At 61.6% G+C, this 16,292-nt stretch carries 14 protein-coding genes; 6 read left to right on the top strand and 8 right to left on the bottom strand.

Annotated elements, in window-relative coordinates:
* Positions 1–288 precede the first annotated feature (288 nt).
* The 6 genes from OQE62_RS17220 to murI form a co-directional block, all read right to left on the bottom strand.
* Positions 289–672 (bottom strand): hypothetical protein, encoded by a 384-nt coding sequence (locus tag OQE62_RS17220; RefSeq protein WP_265723284.1) that lies wholly within the window; start codon positions 670–672, stop codon positions 289–291.
* A gap of 437 nt (positions 673–1,109) precedes the next feature.
* On the bottom strand, positions 1,110–2,183 hold the full coding sequence (locus tag OQE62_RS17215; protein ID WP_265723283.1) for a 3-deoxy-7-phosphoheptulonate synthase: 1,074 nt from the start codon (positions 2,181–2,183) through the stop codon (positions 1,110–1,112).
* A gap of 417 nt (positions 2,184–2,600) precedes the next feature.
* A complete protein-coding gene (locus OQE62_RS17210; RefSeq protein WP_265723282.1) occupies positions 2,601–6,047 on the bottom strand; it encodes a UvrD-helicase domain-containing protein in 3,447 nt (1,148 codons plus the stop codon).
* Positions 6,048–6,277: 230 nt separating this feature from the next.
* A complete protein-coding gene (locus OQE62_RS17205; protein ID WP_265723281.1) occupies positions 6,278–8,977 on the bottom strand; it encodes a PD-(D/E)XK nuclease family protein in 2,700 nt (899 codons plus the stop codon).
* A 17-nt stretch (positions 8,978–8,994) separates the two neighbouring features.
* Positions 8,995–9,186 carry a type II toxin-antitoxin system CcdA family antitoxin gene (locus OQE62_RS19520; RefSeq protein ID WP_377535559.1) on the bottom strand — a complete coding sequence of 64 codons (192 nt, stop codon included), beginning with the start codon at positions 9,184–9,186 and terminating at the stop codon, positions 8,995–8,997.
* 43 nt (positions 9,187–9,229) lie between these two features.
* The gene (gene murI, locus OQE62_RS17200; RefSeq protein ID WP_265723280.1) at positions 9,230–10,051 is read right to left on the bottom strand and encodes a glutamate racemase; all 822 of its coding nucleotides are present in this window, start codon (positions 10,049–10,051) and stop codon (positions 9,230–9,232) included.
* Between the two features lie 68 nt (positions 10,052–10,119).
* Between murI and rmuC the strand changes: the two genes are divergently transcribed.
* From rmuC to OQE62_RS17180, 4 genes are all read left to right on the top strand, one after another.
* The gene (gene rmuC, locus OQE62_RS17195; RefSeq protein ID WP_265723279.1) at positions 10,120–11,514 is read left to right on the top strand and encodes a DNA recombination protein RmuC; all 1,395 of its coding nucleotides are present in this window, start codon (positions 10,120–10,122) and stop codon (positions 11,512–11,514) included.
* Between the two features lie 6 nt (positions 11,515–11,520).
* A complete protein-coding gene (locus OQE62_RS17190) occupies positions 11,521–11,820 on the top strand; it encodes an AEC family transporter (protein ID WP_265723278.1) in 300 nt (99 codons plus the stop codon).
* A gap of 90 nt (positions 11,821–11,910) precedes the next feature.
* The gene (locus tag OQE62_RS17185) at positions 11,911–12,450 is read left to right on the top strand and encodes an AEC family transporter (RefSeq protein WP_265723277.1); all 540 of its coding nucleotides are present in this window, start codon (positions 11,911–11,913) and stop codon (positions 12,448–12,450) included.
* Between the two features lie 24 nt (positions 12,451–12,474).
* Positions 12,475–12,939, top strand: coding sequence for a DUF2489 domain-containing protein (locus OQE62_RS17180; protein ID WP_265723276.1), 465 nt, complete (start codon positions 12,475–12,477; stop codon positions 12,937–12,939).
* A 109-nt stretch (positions 12,940–13,048) separates the two neighbouring features.
* On the opposite strand, the gene OQE62_RS17175 is transcribed toward OQE62_RS17180, so the two are convergent.
* Positions 13,049–13,969: a LysR family transcriptional regulator gene (locus OQE62_RS17175; protein WP_265723275.1), complete on the bottom strand. Its 921-nt coding sequence runs from the start codon at positions 13,967–13,969 to the stop codon at positions 13,049–13,051.
* A 228-nt stretch (positions 13,970–14,197) separates the two neighbouring features.
* Here OQE62_RS17175 and OQE62_RS17170 point away from each other — a divergent pair, with 228 nt between their 5' ends.
* Together OQE62_RS17170 and OQE62_RS17165 are read left to right on the top strand one after the other, a co-directional pair.
* A complete protein-coding gene (locus OQE62_RS17170; protein WP_265723274.1) occupies positions 14,198–14,416 on the top strand; it encodes a nuclear transport factor 2-like protein in 219 nt (72 codons plus the stop codon).
* Positions 14,413–15,162 (top strand): SDR family NAD(P)-dependent oxidoreductase, encoded by a 750-nt coding sequence (locus tag OQE62_RS17165; protein ID WP_265723273.1) that lies wholly within the window; start codon positions 14,413–14,415, stop codon positions 15,160–15,162. Before OQE62_RS17170 ends, OQE62_RS17165 begins: the two co-directional genes overlap by 4 nt.
* A gap of 35 nt (positions 15,163–15,197) precedes the next feature.
* Here OQE62_RS17165 and trmA read toward each other — a convergent pair whose 3' ends face one another.
* On the bottom strand, positions 15,198–16,286 hold the full coding sequence (gene trmA, locus OQE62_RS17160; RefSeq protein ID WP_265723272.1) for a tRNA (uridine(54)-C5)-methyltransferase TrmA: 1,089 nt from the start codon (positions 16,284–16,286) through the stop codon (positions 15,198–15,200).
* Between the last annotated feature and the right edge of the window lie 6 nt (positions 16,287–16,292).

The following is a 16,292-nucleotide window of genomic DNA, read 5'->3' as shown; positions in this document are numbered from 1 at the left end:
GTGTTGTGGGGAGGGCGGGCTAAATACCCGTCCTTACCCGATTAACACTGCCGAACTCAGTTCCAAGCTCCAAAAATCTGAAAGATGAAACCCAAAATGATCAGGACGCTACCACAAATTCTTACTGGAATTACGTACCATTTGGCTCTTGTTTCCATATACTGCATGATTCCAAACTGGAACCCACCAAAAATAAAAATGGCGGTAAAACCAAGAATGTCCAGAATAAGTCCAATTTGAGTTAGATTAAGATTCATATATGTGCCATATGTCACTGGATTGGAAATTCTAAAACAGTGAAAATAGGCCTATTACAGCCAATATAATTACCATCCAAAAGAAGATAGACATACCGCCTGACACGCTTTCCTGAACACTATGATCATTAGTCATGATGTAATCTTTTTTTAGAAAGTACTCCACTTCTGAACCATCTATGAGCTCAAATTTGTTTGCTTTACTTAAAAATTTCTGAACCTCCGAACGCCGTTCGTTTAAAGTGAGTGCTTCTACTATTACATCGATGGCTTGAGATGGATTGATTTCCAGCACCATTCTGCAATTACTTTTAGCCTCATCGAAGCTCATTGTCTTTGTAAGTTCGCGACCCATAGCCCACATCATCAGGTCTACACAAGTATCCTCGAAACCTTCTTTTGCTACTAAATCCATAACCCCCCCCCTTTTAATATTTTGCGGCTAGTACGTCTACCGGTGTTAACATTATATATAATGGTCACCACGACCAATATCTATCGCCTCATATCTCAGTTGGTACGATCGACGCAAAAAGCTGTGAGCGTACAAGGCATCAGGGCTGCAGGCATATTACTAGTTTCTTCCCTGTCCGGAAAAGCGATCTTCGAGACTCATATCCCGATTCTCGTGTACTGCTCAAGTCTATGTTTTTATTGTATTTATTACTATCTTCCCGGCATCTCCTGAGATATCGCTCTCAATGACCACTTTTACGTGGGGCGGTTTGGGGTTGAGTCATGGTGACTGCCCTATGTTGTCGGAATTGATTGTTATTTGCTCAAATTGTTCGGGCGCTTAATAAAAAGGGCCGGCAATGCCGACCCTTGTAGATAGTTGCCGAATCTGGCTGGTTAAGAATTGCGCGCCTTCAACGGCTCCCGCAACTGCTCCGCCATCCCCAACAACAGCGATTCGGTGGTCTCCCAGCCAATACACTTGTCCGTCACCGAAACGCCGTACTCGAGCTGACTCAGATCCGCCGGGATCTTCTGGCTCCCTTCCTTCAGGTTGCTCTCCACCATGATGCCAATAATGGACTTGTTGCCGTCCAGGATCTGGTGGGTGACGTTGTCCACCACCAGAGGCTGCAGCTCGTGGTTCTTGTTGGAGTTGGCGTGGCTGCAGTCGACCATGATGTTGGGCTGGATGCCGGCTTTCTGCAGTTCCTGTTCGCACATGGCGACGCTGACGGAGTCGTAGTTGGGTTTGTCGTTGCCGCCGCGCAGTACCACGTGGCCGTATTTGTTGCCGGCGGTGTGGATGATGGCTACCTGGCCTTCCTTGTTGATGCCCAGGAAGCGGTGGGGATTGGCGGTGGACTGGAGGGCATTGATGGCCACGCCCAGGCTGCCGTCGGTGCCGTTCTTGAAGCCCACGGCGGAGGAGAGGCCGCTGGCCATTTCGCGGTGGGTCTGGGATTCGGTGGTGCGCGCGCCGATGGCGGACCAGGAGATCAGGTCCTGCATGTACTGGGGCGAGATGGGGTCCAGCGCCTCGGTGGCGGTGGGCAGGCCCAGTTCGGCGATGTCCCGCAGCAGTTTGCGGCCGGTGTGCAGCCCTTCCTCGATCTTGAAGGAGTCGTTGAGGTAGGGGTCGTTGATCAGGCCTTTCCAGCCGACGGTGGTGCGCGGCTTCTCGAAATAGACGCGCATGACGACCAGCAGTGTGTCGGACACCTGGTCCGCGAGTTTCTTGAGGCGCTTGGCATAGTCGATGGCGGCGTCCACGTCGTGGACGGAGCAGGGGCCGATCACCACCATCAGGCGGTGGTCCTTGCGGTCGAGGATGTCGCGCACGGCGGTGCGGCCGGTAGCCACGGTGGCTTCGGCGGATTCGCTCACCGGCAGCTCGGCCTTGAGCGCTTCGGGGCTGATCAGGATGTCCTGGGAGACGACGTTGAGGTCGTCGAACTGCTGTGTGGTCATGTCGTTCACTACTTGCCTGTATTCGCTGAATCGCTTTGTTTGCGGGGCAAAGCGGGGATCTATGCTACTCAGGGAGCGGGGTTGGGGCGAGGGTTTCATTTGTAACGAATGGGTTTTTTGGGGGATTGGGGTTGGGGTGGAAGGTTTTTCCTAAAGTTTTAAGGGTTTCTGGTTGGATTTTGCGGTGGTTGGGTGGGTTATGAGGATTAGGGGGGTTGGTTTTGGCGGGCCTTTGGCCCGCGTGCCGAGCTGGAGCTCGGCATTCCTAGGGGGGGGCGGCCTCGCCGCCTTGCGGAGCTGGAGCTCCGCGGTCCCGGGAGGGGGCCTTTGGGCTGCTTGCCGAGCTGGGGCTCGGCGTTCCCGGCGGCCCTCTCCCCCGGCCCCTCTCCCAAGGGGAGAGGGAAGAAATGCAGGGGCTTACTGGAGTTCGGCCAGGTGTTGGAGCAGGGGGAAGTAGAGGGCGCAGCGGATTTTGCGTTCGCCTCTGGCGTAGAAGAGTTTGCGGTAGGCTTCCAGTTGGCCGCGGTAGTTTTCCAGTTGGGTGGCGACGAAGGTTTCGCGGTCTTCGCCTTCGGTGGGTTCGGCGGTTTTGTAGTCGACGATCCAGCGGGTGACTTCGGCGTCTATAAACGTGCGGTCGACGATGGAGCGGCGTAGTTGGCGGCCGCCGCTGTGGAGCTCCAGTTCGCAGGCGGATTCCCGGTGGCTGGCGTCGAGTAGCCAGCGGCCGGTTTGGCAGGCGAGGGTGTTGGCGATGGCCTGTTCGACTTTTTCCTTCGCTTGTTCCAGGCCGGTGCCGTAGAGGCCCAGTTGGCTCAGGCGCAGTTGCCAGAGGGGGCGTTGCTGCCGGAGTCTTTCCGCGTTCCAGTCTTGCGGACCCGATTCGGCAATGGTGGCGAGGGTTTCGTGGGCGACGGTGCCGGCGTGGCGCAGCCAGCGCTGGACGACCTGGTTCAATTCGGGAATGTTGGGTTCTTCGGATTCCGGTGGCCGGTAATCGGGTGTGCGGTATTCGGCCAGCCATTCCCGCTTTGGCATCGCCGGCGCCTGCCATTCCTGCGGCAGGCGCAGCAGGTAGTCGCGGTCGCTGTTGTGGCCCGTGTCTTCGCCGGTTTCTTCGGGGGCTTCCAGCCAGTGGCACCAGTCGCTGTCTTCGTGTTGCGGAATGGACGGCCAGATGCCGGCCAGCAGGGCGGCGCTGCCGGGGGCTTTTAGGGTGCCTTTCTTTTCGTCGCGTTTGATGGCGGCCAGCAGGTGCAGCGAGCGGATGGCGCGGGTGCAGCCGACGTAGAGCAGGCGGGTGCCTTCGAGACGTTCGCGTTCGCTGTTGTCGTGCTTGAGGAAGTCGAACACCGGGTCGGAGTCGCCGCGGGCGCTTTTCGGGGCCAGCAGGAAGCGGGATTCGCCCTCGTGGTTCAGCCATTCGGCCCAGCGCAGCAGCTGGTCGCCGCCGGGCTTGCCGCCCCGATCTAGGCCGGGGATCAGTACGTGCTCGAACTCCAGGCCCTTGGATTTGTGGATGGTCATCACCTGTACGCCGGCGTCCTCGCCGGGGCGGGCGAAGAGTTTTTCCAGCGCGTTGTAGAACTGCTGCCAGTCCTCGATGTGGCCGCCGCTGTCGAAATGCTCCAGCAGCTGGAAAAAGTCCTGTACATTGTCCAGTTCGTTTTTGTGAGCGACGGTGGCGGGGCCGCCGAGGGCCAGCCACAGGCCCTCGATCCAGGCGCGCAGCGGTTTGCGGCCGCGCTCTTGCCAGGCTTGCAGTATGGGTTCGGCGGCGCGTTGCAGTCGCGCGCGGGCGTCTTCGCTCAGTAGCGGGATCTGGTCGATTTCCCGCAGGGCCAGCAGCAACGGGCGGGCGCTGGTATCCGTGGGGGGCGTGTCGTCGTTGCCCCAGTTGGCCAAGGTGTAGAGATCCGGTAGTTGCAGGCCGCACCAGGGGGCGCGCAGCAGCGCCAGCCAGCTGATGCGGTCGCTGGGGTCGAGCAGGGCGCGGGTCAGGCTGAGCAGGTCCAGCACCACCATCTTGCTGGCCAGCGGTGCCAGGTCCGGCGCCTGGAATTCGATACCGGCGGCGCTCAATGCCGGCAGTATCCGCTCCAGGTGTTTTTTCTGGCGCACCAGGATGGCGATGCGGCCGTCGGGATCTTTTTGCCGCAGGTCCCGCACCAGTTCGACGGCTTGTTGCGCTTCGCGGTTGCGTTCCTCGTCGTCAATACAGCCGTAGAAATTGACTGCCGGGCCCGGCCATTTGACGCCCTTGAAGGCATTGGATTCCAGATAGCGCACGGCGCCGCGGCCGATATTGTCCTCGGTGGGGAAGGCCTGTTGGAAGGTTTCATTGACCCAGTCCACCACCGCGCCCTCGGAGCGGAAGTTGACCTGCAGGTCCAGCGGCGTGAGTGTGACCTCGCCGATCCCGCGGTTGCGGGCATCGAGGAAAATACCCACGTTGGCGTTGCGGAAGCCGTAGCAGGACTGCATGCCGTCGCCGACGATAAACAGTGTGCGGCCGTCGTCGGGCTGCCAGCCGGCGGTGAGTTTTTCCAGCAGTTGCAGTTGCATCTGCGAGGTGTCCTGGAATTCGTCCACGAGGATGTGTTTGGTCTGCACATCCATTTTCAGCGCCAGGTCGGTGGGTTCGTCGCTGTTGCCGAGAGCCACCAGTGCGGCCTGGGCCACTTCGGTGTAGTCGGTGGCGCCCAGTTGCTGGAAGACCAGTTTCAGTTCGGCGACGAGTCTGGGCAGTACCTGCGCCAGCGCCTCCAGCAGTTGCCACTGGTTCTGTTGCAGGCCGGACGGCAGTTGGCGGACTTCGTTGATGGCAGCCAGCAGCGGTTCATTGCCCTTGAGTTCGCTCAGCAGGTTTTTGATGCGCGCCTTGTATTCGTCGGCCAGCGCGGTTTCCGGGTCCTTCTTGTCCACCGGCGGAAAGCCCACGCGCTTGTCGACGGCCTTGCGCAGTTCGCCCTTGGCGGTGACCAGCAGTTCGGTCAGCGCTAGCCACTGGGGCAGGGCGCTGTTGTCGGTGGGCGGCAGGCCGTCGAGGTCGGTGCAGGCGCACAGCGGGTGGCCGGGTTTGTCGCGCTGCAGGTTGTTGCCGGCGTAGTTGGCCAACTCCACCAGTTCGCCGGCGTAGGCGCGCAGTTCGCCGGCCAGGTCGGCCAGGTTTTCCGCCACCAGTTCGTCGATCACGAAGTGGAAATAATCCTGGGCGCCCTCCATGCCCACGCTGAGCAGCGGTGACAGCCATTGGTCGCGTTTCTGCAGCAGCATCTGCAGCAGCTTGTTGAGCTGGCCCAGGTCGTTGTCCAGATGCAGCAGCAGTTGTTGCAGGGCGCTGTCCGGGGTTTCGCCGTCCAGGTGTTTGAGCAGGTTGACCACGGCCATTTCGAAGGCGATTTGTGTCTGCTCCAGTGGTTCGCCCGGGGCACCGAGGCCGCTTTCGATCGGCAGTTGGCTGGCGAGGCTGCGGCAGAGGCCGTCGATGGTCTGGATGCGCAGGCGCTGGGGCATCTGCAGCAGTTGCCAGTTGAGTTCGCGGTCGCGTTCCAGGAGTTGTCTTGCCAGGTCCCAAGTGATGGCTTCGTGCGGATTTTCCGGGCGCTGGGTGTCGCGGGCCTGTTGCAGGGCTTCGATCAAACGCTCGCGCATTTCGCCGGCGGCCTTGCGGGTGAAGGTGATGGCGAGGACTTCTTCCGGGTGCTGGCAGGTGGCCAGGAGTTTGAGTACGCGCTGGGTCAGGAGGCCGGTTTTGCCGGAGCCTGCCGGGGCGGAGACGGCGAAGCTCCGGGTGATGTCCAGGGCTTGGGTGCGGGCTTGGGCGTCTACGGGTTGTTGGGTTTTTTCCAGTACTTCGGTCATTTGGAAGTTCTATCGTTATGTTCGTTTGTCGTCCCGGGTTTGACTTGGGATTCAAGCGGGCCTGCGGCCCGGTTGCCGAGCTGGAGCTCCGCGTTCCCGGGAGTCGTCATCCCGGGCTTGGTCCGGGATCCAGGCGGGCCTTCGGCCCGCATGCCGAGCTGGAGCTCGGCGTGTCCAGGGGGCGGCTTCGCCGCTCTTGCGGAGCTGGAGCTCCGCGGTCCCGGGAGGGGCTACTCCGTTGCCTGTGCGCGTTCGGGCCAGCGGTTCAGGGGCCAGAGATCGCGGTTGTTGTCTGCGGGGCGGTCGAAGACAAGCGTTGCGACGCCGTTGCGGTATTCGCCGGCGAGCATTTCCAGGCCCTGTTGCCAGTGGTCGCTCAAGTCCTGCCAGGTGGAATAGGGGGAGTCCTTCTGGGTGTCGGCGATGGCCTTGATGCCCTGGATCGGTTGTTCCAGTTCGCCGCAGCCGCGCCATTGGCATTCGCCGTTGCGCACCTGGCCGAAGGCGAGGGCGCGGGCCTTTGGTTGGGCGAGGGCGTAGAGCGGTAGTTGCGGTTCGCGGATGCGGTCGGCGAGCCAGTCGTTGATGCTGGTCTGGCCGGTCTTGTAGTCGATCACCAGTTGCTCGCCGGTGGCGAGCTGGTCCAGGCGGTCGAGGCGCAGGTTGAAATGCAGTCCGCCGATGGCCACTGCCTGGTCCCATTCGATTTTTTCCACGGCGAAGGCGGGGCGCTCGGCTTCCAGGGCCAGCCACTGGTCCATCAGCCGCTGCAGCCGCTGTTGCTCCATGGTCCAGAAACCGGCGGGCAGGTGGGCGTATTTCTTGCGCACGCTGCGCAGGGCATTGTCGATGGCTTCGTTGATCTGGCGGTTGCGTTCTTCTTCTTCCATCGACCGAAGATGCGCAGCGTCGCCGCACTGCTGCCAGAATTCCGCCAGTACCTGGTGGACGATATTGCCGCGCTCGGCGGGGGAGAGGCCGATATCCGGGGCCATAAAATCACTGGCGCCGAGGCGGTAGCGCAGTTGTGCGTTCAGTGGGCACAGGGCCTGGGCTTTCAGCACCGAGGCGCCGCCGCGGACGTGTTCGCAGTCGGCAGGGGTCAGTGGCGGCAGTTGGCTGTCGGCGATTTTTTCCAGTGCCGGGCCGTCGGCCAATTGTGTGTTGTGTTCCAGCAGGGCATCGCCGTCGAGCGGCGCAATCGGTTCGGGGTTGCCGAACAGGTTGCTGAGGCCCTGGTGTACGCCGTCCTGCTCGCTGGTGTAGCTGACGACGATATCAGTGCTGGCGTTCAGCAGATCGTCGGTGAGTTCGTGGGCCAGTTCCAGTTCCCGTTCGGCGCTGGCGCGGGGCATTTTCCAGTGTTTCTGCCACTGCACCGGCAACAGCGGGTTGGGAGCCGGCGCGGTGGGCCATTGCTGCTGACCGAAGCCGACGAGGCGCAGGTGGTCGAAGGCGAGGCCGCCGGCCTCGAGCACGCCCAGAATCTGCAGCGGGCCGTCGCGGGTCTCCGCCTGGAAGGGTGTGCGGCTGGCGATCTGGCGCAGCTGCTGCAGCGCCTGGGTCAGTGTCAGGCTGCCGCCCACGGCGGACAGCGCGGCCAGGTCTTCGAGTGCGCTCTCCCAGTGCAGTAACTGCTGGTATTCCTGGCTGTCCGGGTTGCGCGGGCCGGGCCAGCCGAGTGTGGCCAGTACTTCCGAGAAGCGCGCGGCCCAGATTTCCGCCGGGGCGCGCTGCCAGCGGCGCCTACGGTCACCGATCTGTTCCAGTTGCCGCGGCAGTTGCGGGGTTTCCAGGCCCAGGCCCTCGGCGGTGCGCTCGGCCCAGTAGCGCAGGGTGGCGCCGTCGATGCGGCGCAGTTCCAGTTTCTGCAGGCGGCGGAAGAGGGCGCTGCGCAGCCAGGTTTCGTCCTCGTTGCCCCAGAATGGGCAGAAGAGCAGGTTGCGCAGTTGCGAGTAGTCCCAGTCGTCATCGAGTAGTTGCAGCAGTTGCAGGGCGGCGCTGCCGATAGGTGTGTTGGCCAGCGGGGTGCCGGCGGAGAAGTTGAACGGCAGTGTGTAGCGGTGTTGCCCCGGGTCGAGGAATTGCGGTTCCAGTACGCGGGAGAAGACCGATTCCACCTGTGCGCGGCACTGGCCCAGATTGTTGACCACGATACCCACGCTGGCGCGGCTGTCCTGTTCGAGCTTTTCCGCGGCCCAGCGGGCGGTCTGGTAGAGCTCCTGTTCGAGGTCCCGGCAGGGGGCGCGTTGGATCTCTGCGCTGCGTCTGCTGGCCGGGTGGGCGATGACCTTTTCGGCGGCGCTGTCGATAATCGCCTCCGCCAGCGGCGAAATCTGGGCGAAGCCGGCGGTGTCGATCTGCGGCAGTTTTTCCTGCACACCTTCGTTCAGGGCGCGCAGGATCAATTGGTCGCGCTGGTCCGGGGTGATGGCGTTGTGGTGGTCCAGCTGTTCGGCGAAGGCGCGGATCATGCGGAACAGCGGGTAGTCGTCGCGGTTCAGGCTGAGCGCGAACTGTTCTAGCAGTGGTTCCACCGCCTCGTCCAGCTGGTGAATGTCGGTGACCAGCTGCCACTGCAGCAGTTGCGCCAGGGCGCCGTCGGCGTCGCGGCAGAGTTGCTGGCTGTTCAGCAGTTCCCGCTCCAGGGCTTCGTCCAGGGCGCGCTGCCACAGCAGCTGGCGCTGTTCGCGGTTGAGTACCTGTTTCAGAGCCGGCTTCCAGCCCTGTTGCTGCAACCGGAACCAGGTTTTCTCCAGCCAGCCATTCAGGGATTCCACCGGCGGCGGCGCCCAGCAACCTCCAGCGGGCTGTTGCGCGGCGTAGACCTGCTGGCAGCGGTTGCGCAGGCGGTTGTTGGGGGTCAGCAGCAGGCCTCCCGGGGGGAGCTGTGTGAGAATTTCCAGGGCGGGGAAGGCGGGTTGGAGCATTCTAGGAAGTCTTGTGATTATTCAGGTGGTTGTGTGCCCAATTGGATTCTGAGCCGCTGGGAAAAGAGTCCATTTATGTCCGCAAAACGGTTGAGAGCCTCAAGGGCTTGCCGGTTTTCTCGCAACCATTGTACGCCCTTTGTTGAAAGTTCGGGGTTCGTAGAAGGGGAGCTGTGATCTCGACAGGATCGACTCGGTAGTCTTTTCATGGGATATCCCTCACGTCGACGCTGGTGGTGTGCACGGCGCACCCTACACGGTATTCAGGGGACTAGGATCGAATTCTGCAAAGGCCCCGAGGATCTTTCTATCTTCATCCACGGCGCTGGTTAGCAGCCGGCTGGCCCCGGGTTTGTCCGGCTGCGCAAGTTTCAGCTCATCGAGCCACCAGCTCACCCTGCGAGCGATAGCGGCACCGGAATCCACCCATTGAATACGCCGCGGCGCATAGCGGTCAAGCTCCTCCCGCAGCAGCGGGAAGTGGGTACAGGCGAGCACGGCGATATCCACCCTGTCGCCGCCGGCGGTGTGGAAGATGCGCGCCAGCACCGGTTCCAGGTCCCGGGCGGTGATTGTCTCGCCGCGCAGCTTGGCCTCCGCCAGCCGCACCAGTTCCGGTGCCGGCACATTGATCACGCGGCAGCCGTTGCCGTATTGCCGAATCAGGTCGCGGGTGTAGTTGCGGTTGACAGTGCCCTCGGTGGCGATCAGGGCGATGGTGCCGGCCCGGCTGGCGGCGGCCGCCGGTTTGACCGCCGGCACCACGCCCACCACCGGCCTGTCCAGCACTTTGCGGAGCTGGGGCAGGGCCAGGGTGCTGGCGGTGTTGCAGCCCACCACGAGGATGTCGGCGCCGCTGGCACGCATCATCGCGCCGGCCTGCTCGACGATACGTGGCCGCAGTTCCTCTTCGCTGCGGCTGCCGTAGGGATAGAAACTGTTGTCGATGCCGAAATGCAGCGTCAGGCCCGGCAGCAGCCGGCGGATCTCGCGGGCGATGCTGATGGCGCCCACGCCGGAATCGAAGATCAGCGCGCTGGGGGGCAAACTGTTAGAATGAGCGACTTCCGTCATCGACCTGCAAAACCATCCCGACTACTTGACTCAGTCGTACAAGAATACCGCAAATCCCAGAGTTTTTTATGGAATTGTTCCCGCTGCAAGTGACTGTCGAACACGCCATCCTCGCCGCCGTCGCCCTGGCCATAGTGCTCGGCCCGATATTCTGGCTGGCGCGGGCGGGCGCCCAGCGGCGGCTCGCGCAGGCGGCGGTGGAGCTGCAGGTGGCCGAGTCGCGGCTGGATGGCAGCCGCGAGCGGGAGGCGCAGTTGGGTGCCGAGGTACAGGAGCTGCGCGCCGAGCTTGCGGACAAGTTGCAGCGCCTGACCCGAAGCCAGGTGTTGGTGGAGAAGAGCGAGGCAGCGCTGGCGGAGCAGCGCCAGTTGCTGGAGCAGACCCGCAATGCGATGACGGAGCAGTTCGAGAACCTGGCCAACCGCATCTTCGAGGAGAAGCAGCGGGCCTTCGCGCGCCGCAGCGAGGACAGCCTGCGCAAGAGCCTGGACCCGCTGGAGCGCCAACTGGGGGATTTCCGCAAGCGGGTGGAGCATGTCTACGACCAGGAGAACCGCGAGCGCGGCAGCCTGGTGGGCCAGATCAAGGCGCTGCGGGAGCAGACCCAGCGCATCAGCGACGAGGCCCTGAACCTGACCTCGGCGCTGAAAGGCGACCGCAAGATCCAGGGCAACTGGGGCGAGGTGGTGCTGGAACGGCTGCTGGAGCAGTCCGGCCTGCAGAAGGGCCGCGAGTACGACACCCAGGTGACCACCACCAGCGATGGCCGCCGCCGCCAGCCGGATGTGATCGTGCGGCTGCCGGAAGGCAAGGACCTGATCATCGACTCCAAAGTCTCACTGGTGGACTACGAGCGCTACGCCTCCGCCGACACCGACGAGGAACGCGCCCGGGCACTGAAGCAGCATGTAAACTCCCTGCGCGCCCATATCACCGGCCTGAACAAGAAGGCCTACGAGCAGCTCGAGGGCGTGCGCACGCTGGATTTCGTCTTTATTTTCGTACCCATCGAGGCCGCTTACATGCTGGCCATGCAGGGCGATCCGAACCTGTTCCGCGATGCCTACGAAAAACATATCGTGCTGGTGAGCCCCACCAGCCTGATGGCGACCCTGCGCACGGTGGAGAATATCTGGCGCTACGAGAAGCAGAACAAGAACGCGGAAAAAATCGCCGCGGAGGCGGGCAAGCTGCACGATCAGTTCGCGATGGTTCTGGAATCCCTCGATGCGCTGGGGGAGCGCTTGCGCCAGGCGGACGACGCCTACCAGCAGACCTACAAGCGCCTGGCCACCGGCCGCGGCAACGCCGTCAAGCGCATCGACAGCCTGCGCAAGCTGGGTGCCAAGACCCGCAAACAGATCAGCGCGGACCTGCGCGAGGAGGCGGATACGGCCGATCGGAAAGAACTGCCGGAACCGGAAGCCGATACGGAAACCGAAGCCGAAAACGACAGCGAATAACGTTCCGTGGAGACTTTCGCCTTTGCCCTGTCCGTCACCGGACCCATTTTCCTGACATTGATCATCGGCTACTGGCTGATGCGCATTGGCCTGCTACGCGAGGCTTTTGTGGACGATGCGTCAAAGCTGGTCTTTATGATCACGCTGCCGGTGCTGCTGTTTATCAATATTTTTACCGCTGACGCCGAACTGGGCGAGGAGCTGCCGCTGCTGGCGGCGGGCCTGCTGGGCACGGTGATCACCATTCCGCTGGCCTGGCTGGCAGCGCGGCCGCTGGCGCGGGGCGATCGCAGTGCCTTTATCTAGGGCGCCTTCCGCGGCAACCTGGGCATTATCGGCCTGGCCTGGGCGGCCAATGCCTACGGCAGCGGCGGCCTGGCGCAGGCGGCGCTGCTGATGGCGGTGGTGACCATCCTGTATAATCTCGCCGCAGTGACGCTGTTTGCGGTCTACAGCAATGAGGTGCGTTTCAGTTGGGGCAAACTGGCGAAGGATATCGCCCGTAACCCGCTGATCGTCGCCATTGTACTGGCGCTGGTGTGCCGGGAGATCGGCTTGGTGCTGCCGGATATCCTGCTGCAGACCGGCGACTACCTGGCCTCGATCACACTGCCGCTGGCGCTGCTGTGTATCGGCGCCAGCCTGGATTTCAGCCTGTTGCGACGCAGCTCGCTGGCGGCCTTCGGGGCCACGGCGATCAAGCTGCTGGGTGTGCCGGCCATCCTGCTCGCCTGCGGCTGGCTGCTGCAACTGCCGGCGCAGGTCATGGGCGTATTGCTGCTACTGGCGGCCACGCCCAGCGCGACCGTGTCCTTTATCATGGCGCGCGCCATGGGTGGCAACAGCCAGCTGGCGGCCAATATCGTCGCCCTGAGTACACTGCTGTCGATTGTGACCGCCAGCCTGGGGCTGGCGCTGTTGCAAGTCTGGTTTTGAGCAATTTTTTCTAGAGGTTTCCCCATGACGGCTTTCCCAATATGGCTACTGGTTGTGGCCGCGCTGATTATTTTCGCGCTGGCCGCAGTGGCCGGCTACTACCTGCGCAAACTGCATCTGGCGCAGAAGAGACAGGCCGCACAACTGGTGGAGCTGGAACAGTCTGCCCTGGATCAGCGCCAGCGGGTCAACGACAGTATCCAGATTCTTGCCCGTACATTACTCGACGATGGTGTCGGTGTTACCGAGGCGTCGATCCGGATTCGTGTGCTCCTGGATGCGCTGCAGGTGGAGCAGGCGGTGAAGGACGAGTTTGTGGCTTTTTATACCGTGGCCGACAAGACCAGCCATATTCCGATTCTGCAGGAATGGAAAAAGCTGCCGCGGAAGAAACAGTTTCAGTTTGAGATGGAGATGGCGCAGGTTGAAAGCGAGTATCAGGATTTTGCGTTGAATGCGGCCAAGCGGATTATCGGGCGGGAGTTCTGAGCGGTCTGAAAAATGAATCGGGGCCCATGGACGCGATCGATATCCGAACCACTAGTCAGCCTTTTTTGGAAATCGTTCTTGTAACTTTCGACGTCGTGCTGGGAAATGGTCAAACGGCGCGAAAACGTGGTGCCAGCTCTCTCTGACAGTACTCGACTAGGAAATCAATAAACACGCGGGTCTTGGATGGCAGCAGTTTCTGGCCGGAGTAATAGACCACTACCGCTCCCAGATCGACATGCCAGTCCGGCAGCAGTCGCACCAACTCCCCCCGTTGAAGCCAGCTGTAGGCGCAGTCCACCGGCGCCAGCGTAACCCCGAGGCCCATGACCGCGCAGCGGCAGATGGCCTCTGGGTCATTCATGATCACCGAGGGCCTGAGGCTGACATTGCAGGTGGTTCCGTCTCTATGCTGCAGGGTCCAGCTGCGCAATCGGCCGCTGTGAGTCGAGCGCACGACGATGCCGTCCAGGTCGGCCAGGTCGTCCGGGCCCCGGGGGGTAGGGTTCGCTTTCAGGAAGGCGGGCGAGGCGACGGCCACCAGGTGTAACTTGAACAGCTCCCGCGCCACCACACCCGGCACCAGCTCGACGGCGCCGCTGATGGCGGCATCGAACCCTTCCGCAACCAGATCGACGCGGCGATTCTCGAAGTGCCAGTCGGGTACGACTTCCGGATAGCGCTGTTTGAAATCGGCCAGCAGGGGCAGCACATGCGTCATGCCGAAAGAGGGAGACAGGCTGACCCGCAGTCGGCCGGCGGGTACTTGTCGCGCTTCATCGGTCCGGGCAATGGCGGCCTGGATATTGTCCAGGCTGTCGGCCACCTCAGCGTACAAGCGCTCTCCGGCCTCAGTCAGGGTCAGACGCCTGGTACTGCGGTGGAACAGACGAGTGCCGAGATTACTCTCCAGGCGGGCCACATTCTTACTCACTGCGGCGGCGGAGATGCCGAGGCGCCTGGCGGCCTCGGAGAAGTTCAGCGCTTCCGCCGCGCGCACGAAAGAAGTCAGATTTCCCAGGGTCTCCACGGCAATTCCTGTTCCATTTGGTTGAAGCTGATACTACCAACTCGGGACTTATTCGTCCAAAAAGTTAGCTCTATAGTTCGCATTGTGGATTCGAAATGACCTTGGCTGCATACGTAGCTGACGCTGCAGTCTGCAATTGCGGTTGCCCTGGGCAGCCGTTGCCTCACACCAGCCGGGGTCGCCGAATGCACACCACAGCACTTTCCATAAACAATGGACACAGAGACGATGAAGATCCAAGACACCCGCAGCACCGCAGCGCAGTTACTCGAGCGTCTGGGCGCCGCCGATGCCGAGGGAGTGCAGGCACTGTTTGCAGAAAAAATCGATTGGTTTGTACCCGGTTCCACGGCGCTGCCGTGGGTGGGACCGCGTACGAGGCGCGGCCAGGTCGCTTCCTTCCGAGGGGCCCAACACAGCCTGTTCACCATCGGAGAATCATCATGACCAAAAGACTTGAAGGTAAAGTCGCACTGATTACCGGCGGCACCACGGGTATTGGCCGAGCCACCGCACAGGAGTTCGCGGCACAGGGCGCAACGGTGTTTATTACCGGGCGCCGCCAGGCAGAGCTGCAAGAGGCCGTGGCCGCTGCGGGGCCGGGCACCATCGGCATTCGCGGCGATATTTCCAGAATGGAAGACCTGGACCGTATCTACGAAGAGATCGCAGAAAAAACCGGTCACCTGGATATCGTTTTCGCCAATGCGGGGGGCGGTGATTTTCTGCCCATGGGCGCCATCACCGAGGAACAGTTCGACCGTATTTTCGGCATCAATGTCAAAGGGATGCTGTTCACGGTTCAGAAGGCGCTGCCGCTGCTGCGCGAGGGGGCTTCGGTCATTCTTACCGGTTCTACTGCCGCCAGTAGCGGTACCGAAAACTTCAGTGTCTATGCGGCCAGCAAGGCAGCGGTACGCAGCTTCGCCCGCAACTGGATACTGGATCTCAAACCGCGCGGTATTCGCGTCAATACCCTGAGCCCCGGCCCCGTGGAAACGCCCGGGTTGACCGGTCTGGTACCCACTGAGCACGCGCAGGGGTTTCTGGACGGCTTTGCCGATATGGTACCGCTGGGCCGCGTGGGCAAGCCGAGTGAAATCGCCAGGGCGGCACTATTTCTGGCCTCGGACGACAGCAGTTTTGTCAACGGTGCCGAGCTGTTTGCCGATGGCGGTCTGGCCCAGATCTAAATCCAGGGTGAGGGCATGTCTGCGGATGGATCGATTTATTTGCGAACCAGCAAAAGTCCTGATTCGGTGTGATCCGTATACGGAAACTGGTCGAACAGCGCAAAGCGCTCGATCCGGTGCGTCTTGCTCAATACCTTCAGGTTTTCCAGCTGTGTCTCCGGGTTACAGGAGATATACAGAATCCGCGGAAAACGCGCCACCATCGCGCAGGTGTCCGCATCCAGCCCGGCCCGGGGCGGGTCCACGAGTACGGTGGAGAAATCGTAGCGGTCCAGGTCGATATGTTTCAGGCGTCGGAAGGGCCGCACCTTATCGATGGCCTGGGTAAATTCCTCGCTTGATAGACGCACGATATCCAGGTTGTCGACGCCGTTCGCGCGGATATTTTCCTGTGCGGAATTGACCGACGCCTTGGATATTTCCGTCGCCAGCGCCTTGTCGAAATGCTCTGCGAGTGGAATGGTGAAGTTGCCGTTTCCACAGTAGAGTTCCAGCAGATCCCCGCCCGCCTCTTTGCAGGCATCCCTGGCCCAGCCGATCATGGCGCGGCAGATCTCACCGTTGGGCTGGGTAAAACTGCCCTCCACCTGCTTGTACTGGTAAGTCCTGTCACCGATCGGCAATTTCTCGATCACATAATCCCGCTCCAATACCAGTTTCTGCTTGCGAGAGCGACCCAGGATCGGGAAACCGAGCTTTTCCTGCAGCGCGCGGGCCTCCGCCTCCCACTGTTCGTCCAGCTTCTTGTGGTAGATCAGCGTGATCAACGCGTCGCCGCTTAGCGTGGTCAGGAACTCGGCGGAGAAGAGGCGTTTTCTCAGTATTTCGCTCTCGTTGACCGCCGCCAGTACTTTCGGCATCAGTTCGTTGATCAGCTCGGAGCCGACGGTGAACTCGTCGATGATAAACGGCTTCTTGTATTCGCCCTGGCGGTACATGGCATAGTGGGCGCGACCGCCTTCCTGCCACACCTTGAACTCGGCCCGCAGGCGATAGTGGATCGGCGGGGACGGGAACAGTTCTGGCGCCAGGTCGGTGTATTCGCCGTAGGCCGCGCGCAGGCGCTCTGCCTTGCGCTGGAGCTGGTCGTGATAGTCGTCGGTGTTAACCCGGTGTATGGCCATATTAAA

Origin of the sequence: Microbulbifer halophilus (assembly GCF_026183675.1) — a bacterium.
Lineage (GTDB): Bacteria > Pseudomonadota > Gammaproteobacteria > Pseudomonadales > Cellvibrionaceae > Microbulbifer > Microbulbifer halophilus.
Note: the sequence above shows the minus strand (reverse complement) of the source record. Positions and strands in the feature narration are given on the sequence as shown.

Coding starts and splice junctions, on each gene's coding strand:
- OQE62_RS17210 (WP_265723282.1), bottom strand. CDS start 6,047: ATGACCGAAGTACTGGAAAAAACCCAACAACCCGTAGACGCCCAAGCC.
- OQE62_RS17220 (WP_265723284.1), bottom strand. CDS start 672: ATGGATTTAGTAGCAAAAGAAGGTTTCGAGGATACTTGTGTAGACCTG.
- murI (WP_265723280.1), bottom strand. CDS start 10,051: ATGACGGAAGTCGCTCATTCTAACAGTTTGCCCCCCAGCGCGCTGATC.
- trmA (WP_265723272.1), bottom strand. CDS start 16,286: ATGGCCATACACCGGGTTAACACCGACGACTATCACGACCAGCTCCAG.
- OQE62_RS17165 (WP_265723273.1), top strand. CDS start 14,413: ATGACCAAAAGACTTGAAGGTAAAGTCGCACTGATTACCGGCGGCACC.
- rmuC (WP_265723279.1), top strand. CDS start 10,120: ATGGAATTGTTCCCGCTGCAAGTGACTGTCGAACACGCCATCCTCGCC.
- OQE62_RS17205 (WP_265723281.1), bottom strand. CDS start 8,977: ATGCTCCAACCCGCCTTCCCCGCCCTGGAAATTCTCACACAGCTCCCC.
- OQE62_RS19520 (WP_377535559.1), bottom strand. CDS start 9,186: ATGAAAAGACTACCGAGTCGATCCTGTCGAGATCACAGCTCCCCTTCT.
- OQE62_RS17185 (WP_265723277.1), top strand. CDS start 11,911: ATGGCGGTGGTGACCATCCTGTATAATCTCGCCGCAGTGACGCTGTTT.
- OQE62_RS17180 (WP_265723276.1), top strand. CDS start 12,475: ATGACGGCTTTCCCAATATGGCTACTGGTTGTGGCCGCGCTGATTATT.
- OQE62_RS17215 (WP_265723283.1), bottom strand. CDS start 2,183: ATGACCACACAGCAGTTCGACGACCTCAACGTCGTCTCCCAGGACATC.
- OQE62_RS17170 (WP_265723274.1), top strand. CDS start 14,198: ATGAAGATCCAAGACACCCGCAGCACCGCAGCGCAGTTACTCGAGCGT.